The sequence below is a fragment of the Terrisphaera buseokensis genome (genome assembly GCF_047521145.2).
In the GTDB taxonomy this organism is placed as follows: domain Bacteria; phylum Verrucomicrobiota; class Verrucomicrobiia; order Opitutales; family Opitutaceae; genus ER46.
In genome coordinates, this window is the sequence record NZ_CM134186.1 from 40,706 (window position 1) to 59,555 (window position 18,850).

Here is an 18,850-nt window from a genome sequence, read left to right on the forward strand (position 1 = left end):
TCCCGCGCCATCATGATCCGCCTTCTCTCCGCCGAACTCTTCCGCCTCGAGCTGCGCGCGCGCATGCCGTTTCGCTACGGCATCGCCACGATGACCGATGTGCCGCAGCTGATCGCGCGGCTGACGTTCGATTTCAACGGCCACGCCGAGACAGGCATCGCGGCCGATCTGCTGCCGCCGAAGTGGTTCACCAAAGATCCGACGCGTGCACTCGGTGATGAAATCGACGAGATGCTCCGCGTGATTCGGCGCGCGATCGTACACGCGCAGGCGATTCGCGCCGCCACGCCCTTCGCGTTCTGGCGCGAACTCTACTCCGCCCAAGCCGCGTGGGCCGCCGCGGAAAACCTGCCGCCGCTGCTCTCGAATTTCGGCACTTCATTTGTCGAGCGGGCCTTGCTGCACGCGTTGTGTCGCCGGCATCGGGTGAATCTGGCGACCGCGTTTCGAGAAAATCTCCCGGAGATCGATTTCGCCGGGCTGCAGCCCAAGCTCGCCGGCCAGCGCCCGCGGGACTTTCTGCCTGCGGCGCCCCCCGCCGCGATCTTTGCGCGCCACACGGTGGGGCTGTCCGATCCGATCACCGCGGGTGATCTCGCCGCCGGCGAACGCGTCGAGGACGGCCTGCCGCAGACGCTCGAAGAGGTCATTCGCTTTTACGGCCTGCGGCATTTCAAAATCAAAATCAACGGCGAGGCGGCGCGGGATCGCGATCGGCTCGAGCGCATGGTGCGCGTGCTCGGTGACGCCTGCGGCGACGACTACCAATGTTCGCTCGACGGCAACGAGAGTTTTCACGACGTCGCTTCGTTTGCGGATTACTACGGCGCGCTCGTCGGCGTGGCCGCGCTGCGTCCGCTCTGGCCGCGATTGATGTACGTCGAGCAACCGTGGCACCGCCGCGTTGCGCTGTCGCCGGCCATCGGCGATCTCGTGCGCACCTGGCCGAAGCGCCCGCCGATCATCATCGACGAAAGCGACGCCGAACTCTCGAGCCTGCCGACCGCGCTCGAACTCGGCTACGCGGGTACGAGCCACAAGAACTGCAAGGGCGTCTTCAAGAGTGTCATCAACGCCGGCCTGCTCGCGCAACGCCGAGCGTCGGGTTTGCCCGCGGTGCTGAGCGGCGAGGATCTCGGCAACGTCGGTCCCATCTCGGTCACGCAGGATCTCGCGGCGCAGGCAGTGCTCGGCGTCACGAGCGTCGAGCGCAACGGCCATCACTATTTCGCCGGGCTCGCGCAGTTTCCCGCGGCCTTCCAGGAGCACGCGCTGCGGCTCCACCCTGATTTGTATGTCCCGTATGTGCCCGCGTTGCCTGACGCTCGGGGGAAGCGCGCCGGCTGGCCACGGCTCGATATTCGCGAGGGCCGGATTGCAATGGGCACCATCAACGCCGCGCCGTTCGGCGTTCCGGGTGATCTCGACCTGTCAGGCGTCCCACGCGAGAGCCTCGGCTGAGGTGAAGCCATCAGTTGAAAGGTGAAAGTTGAAGGTTGAAAGCCCCCAATCACCAGCAGCAGCCAATGATCTTGGAGCGCGGGCAGGTTTCCACCGACGGGTGCGTGACTGAATTCGAGCCCAATCGACGGTGCTTGGGTCTGCTTCCGGTTCTTTCAACTTTCACCTTTCAACCTTCACCTGCATGAGTCCGGCTCAGGTGGCGATCACAGCGTGGCTACGCTGATGCCAACCGCCATGGCTAGTGATCGTCGTGGCTACGAGCGCCAGCGAGTGGCGGTCCATCCACTCGCTGGCGCTCGTAGCCACGGCCAGGCGGGAAAGGCAAAAGGCGCTTGTTAAGAGCCGGCCACTTAAGCGATCAACGGCTTGATCACGTGCCCGTGCACATCGGTCAGCCGGCGATCGATGCCGTTGTGCCGGAACGTCAGCCGCGTGTGGTCGAGCCCGAGTTGGTGGAGAATCGTGGCGTGGATGTCGTAGACCGTCGTCGGGTTGGTGCGGTCGAGCGGCTTGTAGCCCCAGACGTCGCTCTCGCCGTGCGTCGTGCCGCCCTTGATCCCGCCGCCGCAGAGCCAGTTCGTGAAGACGTACGGATTGTGGTCGCGACCCTTGCCGCCCTGCGATGAGGGCATGCGGCCGAACTCCGTCGTCCACAGGATCAGCGTGTCCTCGAGCAAGCCGCGCTGCTTGAGATCCTTGATGAAGGCCGCCGCGCCGCGCGCCATGCCGAGCGCGAGCGGGCCGTGGTCGCGTTTCACGTCCTCGTGCGAGTCCCAGTTGCGACGCGGGAAGCTGTTGTCGTTGCCGCTCCAGATCTGCACGAAGCGCACGCCGCGTTCGAGCAGCCGCCGCGCCGCGAGGCATTTCTGCGAAAAGTGAAACGCCTCCTCGTCGGCGGTGATTTCCTTCGGCCACGTCTGCGGGCCGCGGTCGAGGCCGTAAAGTTTATGCACGTGTTCCGGCTCGGCCTTGAGATTCAACGCCTCGGGCGCGGCCAGCTGCATGCGCGCTGCGAGTTCGTAACTCCGGATGCGGGCGTCGAGCCGCTGATCACCCTCGCGCCCGCCGGCATGCTGCCGATTGAGGTCGGCCATCAGGCGGTGCGCCGCGGCCTCGCCCTGCGGCGTGATGTACTTGCCGGCTGGATGCGGAAAGAGATCGGCGATCGGGGTGTCCGTGCCCGGAAAAATGATCGTGCCGCTGTGCTGCGACGGGAGAAACGACGCATCCCAGTTCTTCACGCCGTTCGACGCGAAGCCGCGGTGGTCGGGCAGCACCACGAACGTCGGCAGGTTGTCGTTCATCGAACCGAGCCCGTAGCTTACCCAGCAGCCCGCGCCGGGAAATCCCGGCAGCTGAAATCCGGTCGACTGCAGCAGCGTGGCCGCGCTGTGCACGCCGGACTTGCCCACCATGTTGTGCACGAAAGCCAGATCGTCGACGACGTCGCCAAGCGGCGCGACCACGTCGCTGAGCAATTTGCCGGAACGGCCGTACGGTTTGAAATCCCAGAGCGGACGCAGCCAAGGCCCGAGTCCGTTTTGGAACGCCTCCACCGGCTCGCCGAAATCGCTCGGCTGGCCGTGGCGCTTGATCAGCTCGGGCTTGAAGTCGAAGAGATCGATGTGGCTCGCGGCGCCGGCCATGAAGAACTGGACAACGCGCTTCGCCTTCGCCGGATGATGCAGCGGCTGCGAGTTTGCTCCCGGGGTGTCGGCCGCGAGCGCGCGATCGTTCCCGAGCATCGCGGCGAGCGCGAGGCCGCCGAGCCCGCCGCCGGACTGCCAGAGGAAATCGCGACGGGAGATCGGGCGTGACGCCAGCGGACGATGAAAGGGCGAATCGTTGCGCATGGTTCAGATTAAAATGACCGGAAGAAGTAACCACTGATGAGCACTGATAACCACTGATGAATCAGATCCAGGTCGATGGGATGGAACTTCCCGTTCACGCATCGGCTGGGCGGCCTCCCTGGCACCGCACGGTTTGCATCAGTGGTCATCAGAGAAAATTAGTGGTTCAACGGTGTTTCTTGGTTCAGTCGACGAACGTGAATTCGTTCAGGTTGAGCAGCAGGCGGCAGAGCGCGGGCAGGCCCTCGGCTTCGGCAAACGCGATCAGTTTCGCGCGCTCCGCGGCGTTGGGAACGCGGCCGAGGGCGAGCGCATGGGCGCGTTCGATTTGCGCGGGCAGGTCGGGTCGCTCGTTTCGGACGCGCGCGGCGAGATGCTGCGCCTGCGTGACGACGAAGCCGTTGTTGAGCAGCGCCAGGGCCTGCAGGGGCGAGAGGCTTTCGTTGCGCTTGTCGACGCGCATCGACGGATCGGCGCAGTCCATCGACGTCATCCACGGCTGCGTCTGCGAGCGCACGATGAAGCGATAGATCGAGCGGCGCCAGGTCTTGGGGTTGTCCGGATCGGCAAGATCGTAGCGGAAATGCGGCGAGTGCTCCGGCCGCTCGATCACGAAATCCTGCCAGCCCGGGCCACCCATTGTGAGATCGAGTTTGCCGCTCGTGCTGAGGATGGCGTCGCGCAGCGCCTCGGCCTCGAGCCGCCGCCGGTTTTGCCGCCAGAGCAGGGTGTTGCCGGAATCGACCGCCTCGGCAGCGGCATTGCCGGCGGACGCCTGCCGGTACGTTTCGCTGGATACGATCCGCCGGTGCAGCGCCTTGAGCGATCCGCCGCTGTCGCGAAAATCCGCCGCGAGCCAGTCGAGCAGCGCGGGATGACTGGGCAGGCTGCCGTTGTGTCCGAAATCGTTCGCCGTATCCACAAGTCCACGACCGAAGTGATACTGCCAGACCCGGTTCACGATGCTCCGCCATGTGAGCGGGTTCGCCGGATCCGTGAGCCAGCGGGCGAGGGCGGCCCGACGTTCGCCTTCGGGCGCGTCGGCTGGGAGCGCGAAGCGTGCCGGTGCAAACGTGAGCGCGGACAACGCCCCGGGCTCTACGGGCCGGCCCGGCTGCGTGACCTGGCCGCGGGCGAGCAGGAAGATCGGTCGCGGCTGTCCGCCGGTGTCGCCCGTGCCCTTGAACGAGCTCGTTCCCGTGTGAATGCCGCCGGCGTAAACCAGGTCGGGTTTGGGCAGCGTCTTGAGTTCTGCGGCGATGCGCGCGGACGCCTCCATCAGGGCGGCGCGGCGCAGGCGGGTGGGTTCGTCCGCCACACTTTGCAACAACGCCTCAAGCTCGCGTTCGAGCGCGCGTTTTTCCTCGGCGGCGAGCGCGGACGGAGCGACGCCGTCGGTGAGGTTGGCCTTGGCCCAGCGCGGTCCGGCTTCGATGGAATCGAGCGCGGTCACGGGCCGCCCGAGTGCGACGTTCTTGCCCGTGCGATCGGTGACGCGCAGTTCGGCGAGTGCGAACATGTAGTCGTCCTTGCGCGGCGCGAGTTTCACGACCGTCACGCGCACATAACGGCCGATGATCCCATCGCCCTTGCCGCCCCCCGTCGTGAAAGGGGTTAGGCCCGGATTCCGGAAATCGGCCATGAACGTGAGATCGAATTTCTGCCACAGCAGGCTCACGCCGCTCTGGAAGGTCGGGTCATCGCTCGCCTCCACCTTGAAACGCACGGGAAAACCGAAGCCGGCGCCGATGCCGTTGAAGTTGTCGTGGCTCGGCAGGAGGGTGACGCGTTCGATCTCGACCGATTCACCGAGATCGACCTGCACCCATTTTTCCACGTCGGCGGTCGGCGACAGCGCGCTGTGATAGCCGCGACTCGGACTGGGTTTCTCCGGATTCGCCGGATCGTTTTGCGGGGGCAGTTCGAGGCGGTGCTGGAGTGCGGTCAACGCGGCGCCGGCTTGCGCGCGCAACGGGGCTTCGAGCGCGGCGAGGGCCGCCTGCGTTTCGCGCTGCTCGCGCCGGACACGCTGGAAGCGGGCGTTGAGGGTGGCGTCGCGGTAGTACTCGCGGTCCGTCCGATCGAGCGCGGAGAACACCGCCTGCAGCCGGTAGTAATCTTCCTGCGGGATCGGATCAAATTTGTGGTTGTGACACTGGGCGCAGTGAACCGTGAGGCTGGAAAACGTGCCGAGCGTGTTCGCGACCATGTCGTCGCGGTCGAGGTGGCGCGCGATTTTGCCGTCGATCTTGGACTCCGGGACCTCGGCGTGACCGATGAAATCCCACGGGCCGGCCGAGATGAAGCCGAGCGCCTCGACGCCATCGATGGTGTCGGGAAACAACACGTCACCCGCGACCTGCTCCTGCACGAAGCGCGCGTAGGGCTTGTCGGCGTTGAGCGCGCGAATCACATAGTCGCGATACGGCCAGGCGTTCGCGCGGAGCTTGTCCTTGTCGTAGCCGTGCGTGTCGCCGTAGTGGACGACGTCGAGCCAGTGCCGGGCCCAGCGTTCGCCGTAGCGCGGTGACGCGAGGAGTTTTTCCACGAGACGATCGTAGGCGTCGGGCGCGGGGTCGGTGGCGAAGGCTTCCAACTCCTCGGGCGTGGGCGGAAGGCCGGTGAGATCGAAATACAGTCGGCGACCCAGCGTGCGAGCGTCGGCGGCGGGTGACGGCGTCAGGCCCTTGGTGGCAAGGGTGGCGCGGATGAACGCATCGATCGGATGCGGCGCGCCTGCGGGCGGAGGCGTTGCGACCATCGGTTTGAGCGACCACCAGTCGAGCGGATCGCGGACGGCGGCGCTGGCGGAGTCGGGCCACGCGGCGCCGGCGTCGATCCAGGATTTGACCGTCGCGATCTCGGCCGGGCTGAGCGGCTCGCCGTCGGGCGGCATCTTCATGTCCTCGACCTCGCCCGCGATGAATTTCACCAACGGGCTCGTCGCGCCCTGGCCCGGCAGGATGTTGGGCGCGCTGCCTTCGCCGCCGGTGAGGGCGATGGGTTTTACGTCGAGCCGGTACCCGCTCTTCTGCTTGTCCGGGCCGTGGCACTTGAAGCAATGCGCCTCAAGGATCGGCCGGACGTCGCGCACGAAGTCTGGCGTCGCCGCGAAGGCCGGCACCGTCAGCAACAGCAGGGGGAGGGCGGGCAACCGCATCGGCTGAATGAGGCACAGACCGGTACGGTCATCAAGCTGCACCGCCGGTTCACTCCGCTCCAATTCGGACTCGAAGTCTCCGCGTCGTTGGACGTGGATGGACGGCGCAGGAAAACACTTCGCTCCGGCCGCCCTGAGTGGCGCGGAATTCCCCTTCCCTTTCGCATGATACCCCGTCGCCAGTTCCTCCAGACCCTTGCGCTTGCCGCTGCCACGCCGGTCATCGGTGCGACGGTGGCGAAACCGGATTTTCGTCTGCGCTATCTGCTCTCGTCGGCGATGTACGGGGAGATGCCACTCGACGCGATCCTCCCCGAGGTGGCGAAAACAGGCTGCGAAGCGATCGACATCTGGTGCCGCGTCCACGGCAACCAGCGTGAACAAATCACCGCGATGGGCGACGACGCCTTCGCGGCGTTGCTCGCGACACACCAGGTGAAACTCGGCGTGAGCACGCGTTATCCGCTCGGGCCGACAGGCCTGCAGGACGAGATGCAGTGGCTGAAAAAGTTCGGCGGCGGCATCATCGTTACCGGCAGCAAGGGACCGAGCGAGCCGTCGGGCGCGGCCGCGAAGGCCGGCATCCTGGCGTTTCTCGAGCAGATGAAGCCGCACGTCGCCCGCGCCGAGCAAGCGGGTGTAACCATCGCGATCGAGAATCACGACCGGCAACTGCTGCATCACCCGGACTCACTGCGTTACTTCGCCGAGTTCAACCGCTCGCCGCACCTCGGAATTGCGTTCGCGCCGCATCATCTGCACGCGTGGACGGATCAGATCCCGGCGCTGATCCGCGATCTGGGCGCGAAGCAGATCTCGTTCATGTATTTTCAGGAACACTCCGACGGGATCCGCCAGAAGGTCGCGAAGGAAATAGAGATGAAACAACTGCCGGGATTTGGCGGCGGGCTCGACTACCGCCCGCTGCTCAAGGCGCTCATCGACATCCGCTACACGGGTTACGTCGAAATCTTCATGCATCCGACGCCGCGCGGCATTCCCATCCTGCCGACCGTCGCGGCAATCACCGGCGCGATCAACCAGTCGCGGGCCTATGTCGAATCCTGCCTGCGGGAGGTCGGCGGATGAGCCGTGCCTCGCCCTGGTGGCGGTGGGCGCTACTCGCGGCGGTGACGGCAGCCGCTGCCGCGAGCGGGCGCGGCGAGCCGATGGTGGTGGGATTCGATCGGTTTCATGCGCAGGGCACCGCCATCGATGGCGGCCGGTTGCTCTATAACGAACTCGGCTGCGCGAACTGCCACGGCGGCGACACTGGTCTGCCCGCGCGGCGCGGACCGGAACTCGCGACCGTGACGACCCGCGCCACCGCAGAGTGGCTGCAGGCGTTCATCGCGGATCCGTCGCGACATCGCGCGGGCACGTCGATGCCGCACCTGTTCGCGGCGCGCGAGGCCGCTGACGTTGACGCCGTCGTCCATTATCTCGGGACCCTTGGGTCCAAGACTCCGCCGCGGCCGAAGGTGCTGCGGCACATCAACACCGATTTGGGCCGAGAACTCTTTCACACCAAGGGCTGCGTTGCCTGTCATGCGCCGCGAGCCGACTATGCGCCGCCGGAAGGTCGGCCCGCGGCGACGGAGTTCACGCATGCGTCCGTCGCATTGCCGGAGCTGAAGGAGAAGTACGTGCTGGCCACCCTCGCCGAGGTCATTCGGGACCCGTTGAAGACACGGCCCGACGGCCGGATGCCGCGGATCGAATTGGAAGAACAGGACGCCGTGGACATCGCGGGCTATCTGCTCGGCCTGTCCGGCAGCGATGGCGAAGCGGTGCCGAAGCTGCGTCCGTTCCTGTCGAACGCCGCCAAGGCTGAGCGTGGCCGCGCCATCGTGAAAACGTTCCGCTGCGCCGCGTGCCACGATCTGCCCGCGGCCGTGGCCGTCACCACCATTCCCCTACAGGCTTTCACCGGCGGCTGCCTGGGCGAAACTCCCGCCGCCGGCCTGCCGCGCTATCCGCTCAGCGCCGCCCAGCGCCGCGCGCTGGCCGCGTATCTGGAACGTCGTGACGAACCCTTGGCGGCCGCGTTGCGCGCCAGCCTGACGCTCGCGGCCTTGAACTGCGCGGCGTGTCATGAACGCGACGGCCGGGGCGGGCCCGACGGGGCGCGGCGCGCGTACTTTCTCGGCGATCACAATCTCGGTGACACGGGACGCCTCCCGCCGCCGCTCACGGGTGCCGGTCGGAAACTGCAACCGGACTGGCTCGCGCAAACACTGAAAGGCTCCGCGCGGGTCCGTCCGTATCTGCAAACGCGGATGCCGGTGTACGGCAACGCCGTCGCCGCGCTGCCGGCGCTGTTGCACGAGAGTGATGCGCGCTCGGAAAGGGCGCTGCCTCCGGGCGACATCGAGGCGGGACGCAAGCTGCTGGGCACGCAGGGCGGGGTGAGTTGCATCACGTGTCACCGCTGGAGCGACCGCGCATCCCTCGGTATCCAGGCGTTGGATCTCTCGACGATGGCGAAACGCCTCGAACCGGGCTGGCTGCGCGAGTACCTCGTGAATCCCGCGGCGTATCGTCCCGGCACGTTGATGCCGTCGTTCTGGCCCGAGGGAAAGGCGTCCAATCACGCCATTCTCGGCGGCGACACCGACCGGCAGATTGCGTCGATCTTCGCGTTTGCCCGCAGCGGTCGCGGACTGCCCGAAGGCATTCCGGAAGCGGCGTCGCGGGAGTTTGAACTGACGCCCCGCGATCGTCCGATCGTGATGCGCACGTTCCTGCAGCAGGCGGGCACGCACGCCATCCTCGTGGGTTTTCCCGCGGGCGTGCATCTCGCCTACGATGGCCGCGAGGCGCGTCCGGCGATCGCGTGGAAGGGGCGTTTCTTTGATGCGTACAGCACGTGGTTCGTGCGCGCGGCGCCGTTCGAGAAACCACTTGGAGATGCGATTGTCTCCTGGCCCGCGCCGGCCGCAGCGGAGGGGACGCGTCGCTTCGAAGGCTACCGGCTCGATGCCGCCGGGGTGCCGACCTTCCTCTTTTCCGTCGACGGCGTCGTGGTGGAAGATCGCATCGAGGCGACCGCAACCGGACTGCGGCGGACACTGCGTTGGAACGTCGAGGCGCTGCGATCGCTCCCGGTCTCGCATCCGTCCGGCGTGACGGTGAGTGAAGCCGCGGGGAGCGAGGCGGGAAAACTCAGCTATCTCTACACATGGTGACCTTCTTCAGTCTGTCGCCGCACACGCCGCGCGCGCTCCGCATGCTTGGCCTCGGCGCGCTGGGCCTCGTTCTCGGCGGCTTCAGCCACGCGACCGAGCACTACGAGCTCCAGACCATCCAGACGGCGAGCTCGCCCACGGCGTCGCGCAGCACCGCTTGGAAACCCGGCGAGGGCATTCCGCTCGAGGTCAGCGGCATGGATTTCGCCCCCGATGGCCGCCTCGCGGTGGCGATTCGCAAGGGCGAGGTCTGGCTGATCGACGGGGTCGTCGGCGAGGCCGTGCCGAAGCCGCGCTACACGCTTTTTGCCTCGGGCCTGCATGAACCGCTCGGAGTGTTGCGTGAGGGCGACAGTCTGCTGGTGGCGCAACGCACCGAGGTGACGCGACTCCGCGACACGAACGCCGACGGGATCGCGGACGAGTATCTGACCGCGGGCCGGGGCTGGAATGTTTCCGGCGCGTATCATGGTTATGCGTACGGACCGAAGCGCGACGGCCGCGGCCAGCGCTGGGTGACGCTCAACCTCGACATGGGCGACCGCACCGACAACAAGGCCGCGTGGCGCGGCTGGGGCGGAATCATCGGGCCCGACGGTGAGTTTCAACCCATGGTCGCCGGCATGCGATCGCCGTGCGGCCTCGGCGCGAACCGCGAGGGCGACATGTTCTGCGTCGATCAGCAGGGCACGTGGATTCCCTCCACGCCGATTTATCACCTGCGGCGCGGCGCGTTCTATCTCAATCCCGAGGGCATCGCCTCCGAGAACCGTCCGGGCTCGCCGGTGAAGTTGTCCGCCCCGGTGCCGAGCAAGGTGCCGTATCCCGAGGCGTTGCGCGCCCTGCCCGAAATGGTGCCGCCGGCGGTGTGGCTGCCGTACAATAAAATGGGCCGCAGCGGCACCGACCTCGTGGTCTGCGATCAGGCGGGGAAATTCGGGCCCTTCGACGGGCAGCTGTTTGTCGGCGAATTCACCGATGCGAAGGTGAGCCGCGTCTTTCTGGAGAAGGTCGACGGCGAGTATCAGGGCGCCGCGTTTCCCTTCATGGCGGGCCTGGCATCGGGCGTCGTGCGCCTACTGTTTGCGCCCGACGGCAGCCTGCTGGTCGGCATGAGCAGCCGCGGCTGGTCGTCGCTGGGCACGCAATCTTACGGCTTGCAGCGGGTGCGCTGGGACGGCGTGACGCCGTTTGCGCTGCGCGAAATGCGCGCGCGACCCGATGGCTTCGAGCTGGCCTTCACCGCTGACGTTGATCCCGCGACGGCCGGCCGCGTTGAGTCGTACACGTTGAAGAGCTACACCTATCTTTACTCGAACGCCTATGGCAGTGCGGAGATCGACGCGCAGCCGCTGCGGATCGAAAGCGCGACGGTCAGCGCCGACCGGCGCAACGTGCGCCTGAAAGTCGAGGGCCTGCGTCCGCACTACGTGCACGAACTGCGCGCCGAGGGCGTTCGTTCCGCCGCTGGCAACCCGCTCGCGCATCCGGATGCGTACTACACGCTGAACCGGATTCCGCGGTGAATTGGATCGGACGGCCACCGTCTGGGACCGTGACCGATCTGGGATGGACCGATCTGGGACCGCGACCGCCCTCGGTCGCTTCCGGCCGGATGCGACCGAGGGCGGTCGCGGTCCCACACGATCTCCTTTGAAGCCTCAGAAGCGCCCGCTGATGCCGAAGTTCACGAATGCGCCGTTGTCGAAATCGCCCTGCACGCGGTTTGGCCGGACGTAGTACCATTCCTGATGCGCGTTGAACATGTTCTGGAGGTCGCAGTAGATCTCCAGCTTCGGCGAGAACACGTAGCTCAAATTGAGATTCACGGCGGTGCGTTCGAATTTGTAACGGAGGCGCGAGGCGTCGGTGGAATAACCGACGAGATGCTCGCCGGTGTAATTCACGAGGAGCCGCGTGCGCAGTTTGCGCCACGGGAAGCTCAGGCCCGCGTTGGCGGTGCTGGGCACGAAGTTCGGAACGAGGTTCGTGGTGCGCGGGCCCGTTGAGCCGTAGTCGCCCTCGGTGGTGAGGCGCGTGTAGTTGGCAAAGAAGCTCAGCCGTTTGAGCGCGGCCGGGAGAAACGTGAGCTGCTGCTGGTAGCTCAGCTCGATCCCGTCGATGCGCGCGCGACCGGCGTTGAGATCGGTGATGAGATTGTAGCCGCCATAGCTGCCGCCAAAGCCGTTGTCGGGGCCGTTCGGTACGGTCTGGCCGCCGAGCGAGACGATGAAGTCCTTGAGGTCCTTGCGAAACACGCCGACCGAGAACGCGCCGACCGGCTCGAAATAATACTCGAGCGTGAAGTCGATGTTCTCGGCGAACTGCGGCTTCAACGCCGGATTGCCGACCGTCAGGGTCTGCGTCTGGTCGTTGACGTCCTCGCGCGGCACCAGATTGGCGAACGGCGGGCGGCCGATGCTGTTCGACCAGTTGGCCCGCGCGAGGAGGTTGCGCGAAAAGGTGTACGTGAGGTACGCGCCGGGAAACGTCTGGCTGTAGCGCCCCTCGATCCGGCGCGGATTGTTGTAGTCCGTTCGCGCGCGCAGCACCGGATCGGGGATCGCGGCGGCGGTCGCGAGGGTGCGCGAGCGGACGAAGCCCTTGCCCGTCACCTCGGTCTCCTCGAAGCGCACCCCGGCCACGGCGCGCAGCTGGCGCCAGCGGGTGCCGGTCATGAGGTAAGCCGACGAAATGTCCTCGACCACCTTGCGCGTGCCGATGAATTTGCGCGACTCGTCGTAGTACGGATCGGCGATCCAGTGCGTCGGGTTCTTCTTCACGTGTTCCGCAGCGTATCCGACGTGCGTATACGGAATCGGTCCGTTGCGCAGGCTCTCCGAGGTCTGCACGTCCTTGAAAAGGAAAATGCTGAGATCGCCGTCGTTGCGGCCGGTCGCGGGATTCACGCCGAGCACGCCGTCCGGCCCCGCGTACTGCCAGCGTCGGTCGCCGCCGACCTCCTCGGCGGACTGGCGGCGGAAACGCACGCCGCCCTTGAGGTACGTGGTGCCGCGGGCGTCGAAATGATACTTCGCGTTCGCCGACGCGCTCTGGAGGATGCCGTTGCGCTCGTTGTCGCGCTTGTTGAGTTCGCTGTTCGTGTAATTGCGGAGATCGAAGATGCTCGGTCCGGCCGTCTGCGTGAAGACGGGGAGCGACGGATTCACGGTCTTGTCGAGCGTCCAGCCCACGCCGGTGAGCCAGGTGCGGAAGAAGCCGCCGGAGCCGACGTCGGGGCTGTTGTGACCATCGTTCTGCCGCACGATGCTCTCCGAGTAGGCGGTGTCGTAATCGAGGGTGAAGCGCTTGAACGTGTGCTCGGCACCGGCGTGCACCTGGCGCTGCGAATCCTCGAAGCGGTTGCCGTCGCTCTGGAGCTCGAACGTCGACGCCGCGACCGGCCGCACGCGCGTGATCGCGTTGGTGAAGTCCGCGAGAATCGCGTTGTTCCCGGTCGGCTGGCCGGCGGCGTTCAGCGGTGCGAGGGTGCGCGCGGTGAAGGCGCGAGTGCGGAGGTATTCGAACGAACGCTCGTGGGCGTCGTTGTAGATGCCGTTGAGAAAGACGCGGAAGGTCGGGCTGAAACGATAGTCGATCTTCAGGGTCGCGCTCTTGTTCTGGCGGTTGTTGTAGATATCCGCCGAACGGTAGTCCCAAACATATGCCGGATCAGCGACCGTGAACGCGTAGTCCTGGGTCAGCTGATACCCGGTGACGGCGTTCTCGCTGTAGAACATGCTGAACGTGATCCCAAGGTTGCGGTTGCCGCCGAACGCATCGAACACCTCCTGGTAGCTGAACGACGTCATCGGGTGCAGCGGCCGGTTCCGCGTCGCGGGATTGTGATCGTAGAAGAACGGCGCCCACTTCGCGCCGAACCGGTAAATCATCCGCCGCTTTTCCTTCATGCTGAGCGGCGAGCGCGTCTTCATGTTGATGTTCCCGCCGAGCGAGTCGGCGTCCATGTCCGGCGTCGCGGCCTTCGTCACCTCAATCGTGTCGAAGAATGCGCCGGGAATGCTGTTCGTCCGAAAATTGCGGTTCATGCCGCCGGAGCTCGCCATCTTGTTGCCGTCGACCGTGACGGAATTGAGCGTGTGGTTCGTCCCGCGGACGAGCACCTCGCTGACCACGCCCTCGCTGTTGAGCGAACCGGCGATGCCGGGCAGCCGGATCAGGAGTTCACCGGCCTCGCTGTTGGACAGGTTGCCGTACGCGTCGAGCGCGACGACGCTTTTCACGCTGTCGGCGTTGCGTTGCGCGGTGAGTGCGGCCGCGTTGCCCTCGCGTTCGCCCACCACGCTGAACTTTTCCAGCCGGTAAACATCCGCGCCGAGGTCGAACACGACGGAAAGCTGCTGGCCCGCGGCGAGCGGGATCAGGCGTTCCTCGCGATTGAGTCCGATGTAGGTGACGCTGACCGCGTGGTTGCCCGCGGGCAGGCCGTCGAAAACGAAACGGCCGAAGGTGTCGGTGAGCATCCTTCGCCCGAGCGCCGGAATTTCGACTGCCGCGCCCTCCAGCAGCGCGCGGGTGGCACCGTTGCTTACCTGACCGGTGAGACGACCGGTGGCGGCGTCGGTCGTCGCCGTGGATTGCGCGTATCCAAAATTAGGGCACGCCAGATTTGCGGCGGTGGTGAACAGGGCGACGACGGAGAAACAGAACCGGGCGGGGTAACGACGGATCATGGCGGGGTGGGGTGAACGGGAGGCGAGAGGTCTGAGGCGAGAGGCGAGAGGCGAGCGCTGAGAGCGTCTGGGAGGTTTAGAGGGATGGGGTCAGGGCTTGGTAGAACTCATACGGCGCGATTCGTCGGCTCGATCTCTCGACGCTCAGCTCTCATCGCTCCCCATGTTCCCTCCGTTTACGGTTCGACGGCAGAAACCAAAGTTTGAGCGGGAAACTATGAAACCCGGAGAACCCGGAGGTGGGGAATTCAGCAGCCAGAAAGCCAAGAACGGATTTTTCCTGGTTTCTTGGTTTCCTGCTTGGACCTGTTTCGTCGGGCTGGGGCGCAGCCCGGTTAGGCGATGACTCCTTCCTGCCTCAGCGAGGCGAGGGCGGCCTCGTCGTAGCCGAGCTCGCGCAGGATCGCGACCGTGTGTTCGCCGAGCTCGGGGGCGCAGTGGCGTGGAACGGGTGGCGTGCCGTGCAGCCGCACGGGCGTTCCGGGCAGTCGGAGCGCGCCGGCTGCGGGATGATCGATCGTGATGACCATCCCGTTGGCGTTGAGCTGAGGATCGTCGATCGATTCCTCGAGCGTGTTGATCTTGGCGCAGAAGACGCCCTTCGGTTCGAGCTCCGCGAGCCACACGACGGTGGTCTTCTCGCGGAAGCGCGCGGCGAGGAGAGCGTTGAGCGCGCGGCCGTTGGCCTTCTGCTGCTCGTGGGTCGAGAACTGGGGCTGCAGCGAGAGATCGCCGAGGCCAATGGCCACCGAGATGTCGCGCACGGCGTTGTCGGAGAAGACCGGCGAGATTTCAATGTAGCCGTCCTGGGTCGCGAACGACTTGTCCACGATCGATTCGTTCGCGCTCACGCCGGCGAATTCCGTCACGCGCGCCGCGTTCATCGCGGCCGGTCCTTCCCAGGAATGGGCATGGAACGCGACGCTCAGCAGATCGGTGGTGACGCGTTGACCGCGGCCGGTGCGGGCCCGCGCGAGCAGCGCCATCAGGATGCCCTGCATCAGCATCAGGCCGGCCGGGTAGTCGGCGGAAATACCGGCCGGAAACGGGGGCTTCGCCGGATCGGGTTGCGTGAACCAGCCCGCCTCCGCGCGGGCCATCAGGTCATGGCCGCCGCGCGCGCGATCGGCCGAGGGGCCGTGATCGCCCCAGCCACCGGACGAGGCGTAGACAAGTTTGGGATTTTGCGCGGAGAGTTCGTCGTAACCGAGGCCAAGCTTCTCCATGACTCCGGCGCGAAAGTTGTGCACGACGACGTCGGCCGTCGCGACGAGCGCGCGAATCGCCTCCTTGCCGCGCGGGCTCTTCAGGTTCACGGCGAAGCTCCGCTTGTTGCGGTTGAGGCCCGCGTACGGGAGGCTCACGCCGTGCACGAACGGACCCCAGCGGCGGCTCCAGTCACCCGCGTCCGGCCGCTCGATCTTGATCACATCGGCGCCGTAGTCCGCCAGCAACTGGGTGCCGACCGGCCCCTGATACACGTGGCTGAAATCAACAATGCGAATGCCCGATAGCGCGGATGCAGTGGCCATAAACGTGGGGTGCATCACACCCGCGATTGGATTGTTGATTGTCAACAAAAAGTCCCTGATGTGTCAGAGGGTCGCGAATGTCCCGCGACGCTGGCGCCCGTTTTGCTTTTCCTCCCATGATCACCCGACTGACGACCACTTACGCCGACTCAGTTTGCACGCTCTTGCTGCAGCCGCCGGAAGGGAAGCCGCCGACGCTCGACTACACCGTGATGGACGCGTTGGACGCGGTGCTGGCTGGAATCGAGGCGCACGCGGCGGAGCTCAGCGCGGTGGTGGTGCGGAGCGCGTCGCCGAAGTTCTTCTGCGCCGGAGCGAATATCCAGGTTTTGGAGACAATCGACCGCCACTCGATCGCGCCCTGGGTGCGGCAGGGCCACCGGCTGCTGAACCGGCTGGAGGCTTTGCCTCTTCCGGTGATTGCGTGTGTCGAGGGTTATGCCATGGGGGGTGGCCTGGAACTCGCGATGGCGTGCGATGTGATTTTCGCCTCGGACGCCGCGCGCTTTGGGCAGTCGGAAACCAAGCTCGGTTTCGTGACCGGGTGGGGCGGGAGTTACCGCCTCGTGCGCCGGGTCGGCGTGGCGCGCGCGAAGGAACTGGTGTTCAGCGGCCGTCTGTTCGACGCCGCCGAGGCGGTGCAGTGGGGTGTGGCCGAGTGGCACGGCCCGCCCGAGGCACTCGAACGGCATCTCCACGAATTTCTGACGGCGGTGAAGGGCAACAGCCGGGTCGCGATTCGGGAGATGAAACAGATCCTGGCGTCGTGTCCGGACACGAGCCTCGAGGAGAATGCGACGATCGAGGCCAACGCCTCGCAGCGCTGCCTGACCGAGGGCGACGCCGCGGATCGCTTGCAGGCGTTCCTGCGCAAGAAATCTGCGCCGCCGCCCAAACCGTCGAATTAGGCTCCTCGACCGGGCCCTCCTTCCTCCCAAAATGAAACTCATTTCCAACCTGCAGGAACAGGTCGTGGTTCACCTGCGCCACCGGATCCTTTCCGGCCGGCTGCAACCCGGTACGCCGTTGCGCGAGGAGTCGCTCGCGCGCGAGTTTGGCATCAGCCGCGGTCCGATTCGCGATGCGTTGCTTACGCTGACCAAGGAGGGACTGCTGACGGCCCGGCCCAACGTGGGCGTGAAAGTTGCGGCCGAACCGTCCGCATTCAAACGCAACGTGCTCGTTCACCTGCGGCGGGAGATCGAGGCCTCGGCGTTGACGGCCTGGTTCGAGAATAAGGATCGCACGCTCTTGAGCGCACTCGACGAGAATCTCGCGCAGTACAAGGCGGCGTGCCGCGCCGGTGAGCTCGGGCGGGTCGTCGAAGTGGACATGGCGTTTCACCGGCTGCTCGTCGAAACCGCGGACCACGGAAGCCTCGTGGATCTCTGGCTGCCGATCATCCTGCGGATGTACCTGCGCTATTCGCGGCATCGAACCTTGATGGAGAGCCACCGTGAGCATGCCGCGATCGTGAAGGCGATGCACGACGGCCGCGAGTGGGAGGCAGCCGAGCTGTTGCGGCAGCACATCGTGTGAGCTGGCGGCGCAGGCGCGGCGTTCGGGTGCGCTTGCTGCACGCGGCATGCCTGCGCTCCCGGTGCGGGCCGGTGTATCCAGCTTTCACTGCTTTCTCACAGGGTGGTCGCTTGTCTCGCCGGGCGGGGGCTGCACCATCGGCGGGAAGGCATGAACCTGACCCGCACTTTTCAAGGCCTGGAGGCCACATTGAAATCATCCGGAGTCGGACGCTTTGGCGGCGCGGCGTTCCTGTCCGTGTGGCTGACCTTTTGGGTGGCGGGCGAGGCGGTCGTCGCATGGATTCTGATCCGCGGCGCGTGGTCACTCATGACCGGAGAGCCGCCGGGCGTCGGACGGGCTCCGCTCGAAACGGCGCCGGCGCTGGCCGTCGGTCTGTTCATGCTGACCTGGCTGGCCTTCTGGACGCTGGGCGGCGTGCTGGCCGGCCGGGAGTTGCTCAGCCTGCTGTTCGGCCGCGACCGGTTCGTCGTCCGGCCCGATGCTTTGGAGATTGAGTACCATTTCGGGCTTTTTCGAACCCTGAAGTCATTCCGGCGTGATCACGTCCGAAGGTTCTACCGGGTGCCGGCGCGCGATATCCTTTCCGTCGATACGACGCGAGGCACGGTCGAGCTGACGCGGCGTGGCACCGGCGGCGATCTCGAGCGCCTGGCAGCGGCGCTGAACGAGGCGTTTTCCATCGGGCCGCTCGCCCCCGACGCGGGCGCATTGCCCGGCGAGTGGTGGGAGCTGGTGTCACCGGAAGGTGACTCCCTCGTGCTCAAGAGTCCCGCCGTGCGGGCAAGAGTGGCCATGGTGGTGTGGATGATCTTTCTGCCGCTGGCCCTCGTCGCCGGCTATATTTTGAACGCGTCGCTGGCCCAGTCCTCGCTGCGCTCGCTGGGTGCAATCGTCGGCGTGGTGGCGGGGCTGGTGGGATTTGGCGCGTATCGGCTGACGTATTACCGCAGCGAGTGGGTGCTTGGACCGGGCGCTCTCACCCTGCAGCAGCGCGCCCACGGTCGCGTCCGGCGGCAGTTCGAGGCCACCGCGCTGCAGTTGATCGAAGAGCGGGATTCAGAGGGCGATCACTGGTACCGGTTGTACGCGGTGACGACGCTGTCCGCGGGTGCCGTGTCTCCCGCCGAGGCCCGCAAGCGCGGGCGCGAGATCATGAGCCGCATCGGTGATCCCACCGAAGCCCGCAACTTCGCGCACTGGCTGGTGCCGCGTTGTGCACTGTCGTTCCACGACGGCACCACCGAGACGGCCAAGGCCGGGGAGACCGCGCGGCTCACGCAACAGCTGGCGCAGTCGGGTCGGATGGGTCGCTGGTTGGCCGAGCGTTTGCAGCGCAACGCGACGAAACGAAAGTGAGGTCCGGGGCGGCGGCGGGCCTGATGCGTCGCGGTTGAGCGCGTCGACGATGAGCATGGCG

At 66.1% G+C, this 18,850-nt stretch carries 11 protein-coding genes; 7 read left to right on the forward strand and 4 right to left on the reverse strand.

The window, feature by feature from the left end; genetic code table 11:
• Positions 1-12 precede the first annotated feature (12 nt).
• A complete protein-coding gene (locus ACLJEU_RS00170) occupies positions 13-1,461 on the forward strand; it encodes a hypothetical protein (protein ID WP_414662482.1) in 1,449 nt (482 codons plus the stop codon).
• Positions 1,462-1,814: 353 nt separating this feature from the next.
• On the opposite strand, the gene ACLJEU_RS00175 is transcribed toward ACLJEU_RS00170, so the two are convergent.
• Together ACLJEU_RS00175 and ACLJEU_RS00180 are read right to left on the reverse strand one after the other, a co-directional pair.
• On the reverse strand, positions 1,815-3,317 hold the full coding sequence (locus tag ACLJEU_RS00175) for a DUF1501 domain-containing protein (RefSeq protein WP_414662483.1): 1,503 nt from the start codon (positions 3,315-3,317) through the stop codon (positions 1,815-1,817).
• Between the two features lie 184 nt (positions 3,318-3,501).
• Positions 3,502-6,477 (reverse strand): DUF1553 domain-containing protein, encoded by a 2,976-nt coding sequence (locus ACLJEU_RS00180; protein ID WP_414662484.1) that lies wholly within the window; start codon positions 6,475-6,477, stop codon positions 3,502-3,504.
• 165 nt (positions 6,478-6,642) lie between these two features.
• On the opposite strand from ACLJEU_RS00180, the gene ACLJEU_RS00185 reads away from it, so the two are divergent.
• From ACLJEU_RS00185 to ACLJEU_RS00195, 3 genes are read left to right on the forward strand one after another with little or no spacing between them, the layout of a single operon-like run.
• Positions 6,643-7,566 carry a sugar phosphate isomerase/epimerase family protein gene (locus tag ACLJEU_RS00185; protein WP_414662485.1) on the forward strand — a complete coding sequence of 308 codons (924 nt, stop codon included), beginning with the start codon at positions 6,643-6,645 and terminating at the stop codon, positions 7,564-7,566.
• Positions 7,563-9,665, forward strand: coding sequence for a c-type cytochrome (locus ACLJEU_RS00190; protein WP_414662486.1), 2,103 nt, complete (start codon positions 7,563-7,565; stop codon positions 9,663-9,665). Before ACLJEU_RS00185 ends, ACLJEU_RS00190 begins: the two co-directional genes overlap by 4 nt.
• Positions 9,659-11,191 carry a hypothetical protein gene (locus tag ACLJEU_RS00195; RefSeq protein ID WP_414662487.1) on the forward strand — a complete coding sequence of 511 codons (1,533 nt, stop codon included), beginning with the start codon at positions 9,659-9,661 and terminating at the stop codon, positions 11,189-11,191. Before ACLJEU_RS00190 ends, ACLJEU_RS00195 begins: the two co-directional genes overlap by 7 nt.
• A 135-nt stretch (positions 11,192-11,326) precedes the next feature.
• On the opposite strand, the gene ACLJEU_RS00200 is transcribed toward ACLJEU_RS00195, so the two are convergent.
• A complete protein-coding gene (locus ACLJEU_RS00200) occupies positions 11,327-14,359 on the reverse strand; it encodes a TonB-dependent receptor (RefSeq protein WP_414662488.1) in 3,033 nt (1,010 codons plus the stop codon).
• 335 nt (positions 14,360-14,694) lie between these two features.
• On the reverse strand, positions 14,695-15,891 hold the full coding sequence (locus tag ACLJEU_RS00205; RefSeq protein ID WP_414662489.1) for a CaiB/BaiF CoA transferase family protein: 1,197 nt from the start codon (positions 15,889-15,891) through the stop codon (positions 14,695-14,697).
• A gap of 116 nt (positions 15,892-16,007) precedes the next feature.
• On the opposite strand from ACLJEU_RS00205, the gene ACLJEU_RS00210 reads away from it, so the two are divergent.
• From ACLJEU_RS00210 to ACLJEU_RS00220, 3 genes are all read left to right on the forward strand, one after another.
• Entirely contained in the window at positions 16,008-16,799 is a 792-nt protein-coding gene (locus ACLJEU_RS00210) for an enoyl-CoA hydratase/isomerase family protein (RefSeq protein ID WP_414662490.1), read from the forward strand.
• Between the two features lie 31 nt (positions 16,800-16,830).
• A complete protein-coding gene (locus tag ACLJEU_RS00215; RefSeq protein WP_414662491.1) occupies positions 16,831-17,430 on the forward strand; it encodes a GntR family transcriptional regulator in 600 nt (199 codons plus the stop codon).
• 150 nt (positions 17,431-17,580) lie between these two features.
• Complete coding sequence (locus ACLJEU_RS00220; RefSeq protein ID WP_414662492.1) at positions 17,581-18,789, forward strand: hypothetical protein; 1,209 nt, start codon at positions 17,581-17,583, stop codon at positions 18,787-18,789.
• Positions 18,790-18,850: the final 61 nt, after the last annotated feature.

Coding starts and splice junctions, on each gene's coding strand:
- ACLJEU_RS00170 (WP_414662482.1), top strand. CDS start 13: ATGATCCGCCTTCTCTCCGCCGAACTCTTCCGCCTCGAGCTGCGCGCG.
- ACLJEU_RS00175 (WP_414662483.1), bottom strand. CDS start 3,317: ATGCGCAACGATTCGCCCTTTCATCGTCCGCTGGCGTCACGCCCGATC.
- ACLJEU_RS00180 (WP_414662484.1), bottom strand. CDS start 6,477: ATGCGGTTGCCCGCCCTCCCCCTGCTGTTGCTGACGGTGCCGGCCTTC.
- ACLJEU_RS00185 (WP_414662485.1), top strand. CDS start 6,643: ATGATACCCCGTCGCCAGTTCCTCCAGACCCTTGCGCTTGCCGCTGCC.
- ACLJEU_RS00190 (WP_414662486.1), top strand. CDS start 7,563: ATGAGCCGTGCCTCGCCCTGGTGGCGGTGGGCGCTACTCGCGGCGGTG.
- ACLJEU_RS00195 (WP_414662487.1), top strand. CDS start 9,659: ATGGTGACCTTCTTCAGTCTGTCGCCGCACACGCCGCGCGCGCTCCGC.
- ACLJEU_RS00200 (WP_414662488.1), bottom strand. CDS start 14,359: ATGATCCGTCGTTACCCCGCCCGGTTCTGTTTCTCCGTCGTCGCCCTG.
- ACLJEU_RS00205 (WP_414662489.1), bottom strand. CDS start 15,891: ATGGCCACTGCATCCGCGCTATCGGGCATTCGCATTGTTGATTTCAGC.
- ACLJEU_RS00210 (WP_414662490.1), top strand. CDS start 16,008: ATGATCACCCGACTGACGACCACTTACGCCGACTCAGTTTGCACGCTC.
- ACLJEU_RS00215 (WP_414662491.1), top strand. CDS start 16,831: ATGAAACTCATTTCCAACCTGCAGGAACAGGTCGTGGTTCACCTGCGC.
- ACLJEU_RS00220 (WP_414662492.1), top strand. CDS start 17,581: ATGAACCTGACCCGCACTTTTCAAGGCCTGGAGGCCACATTGAAATCA.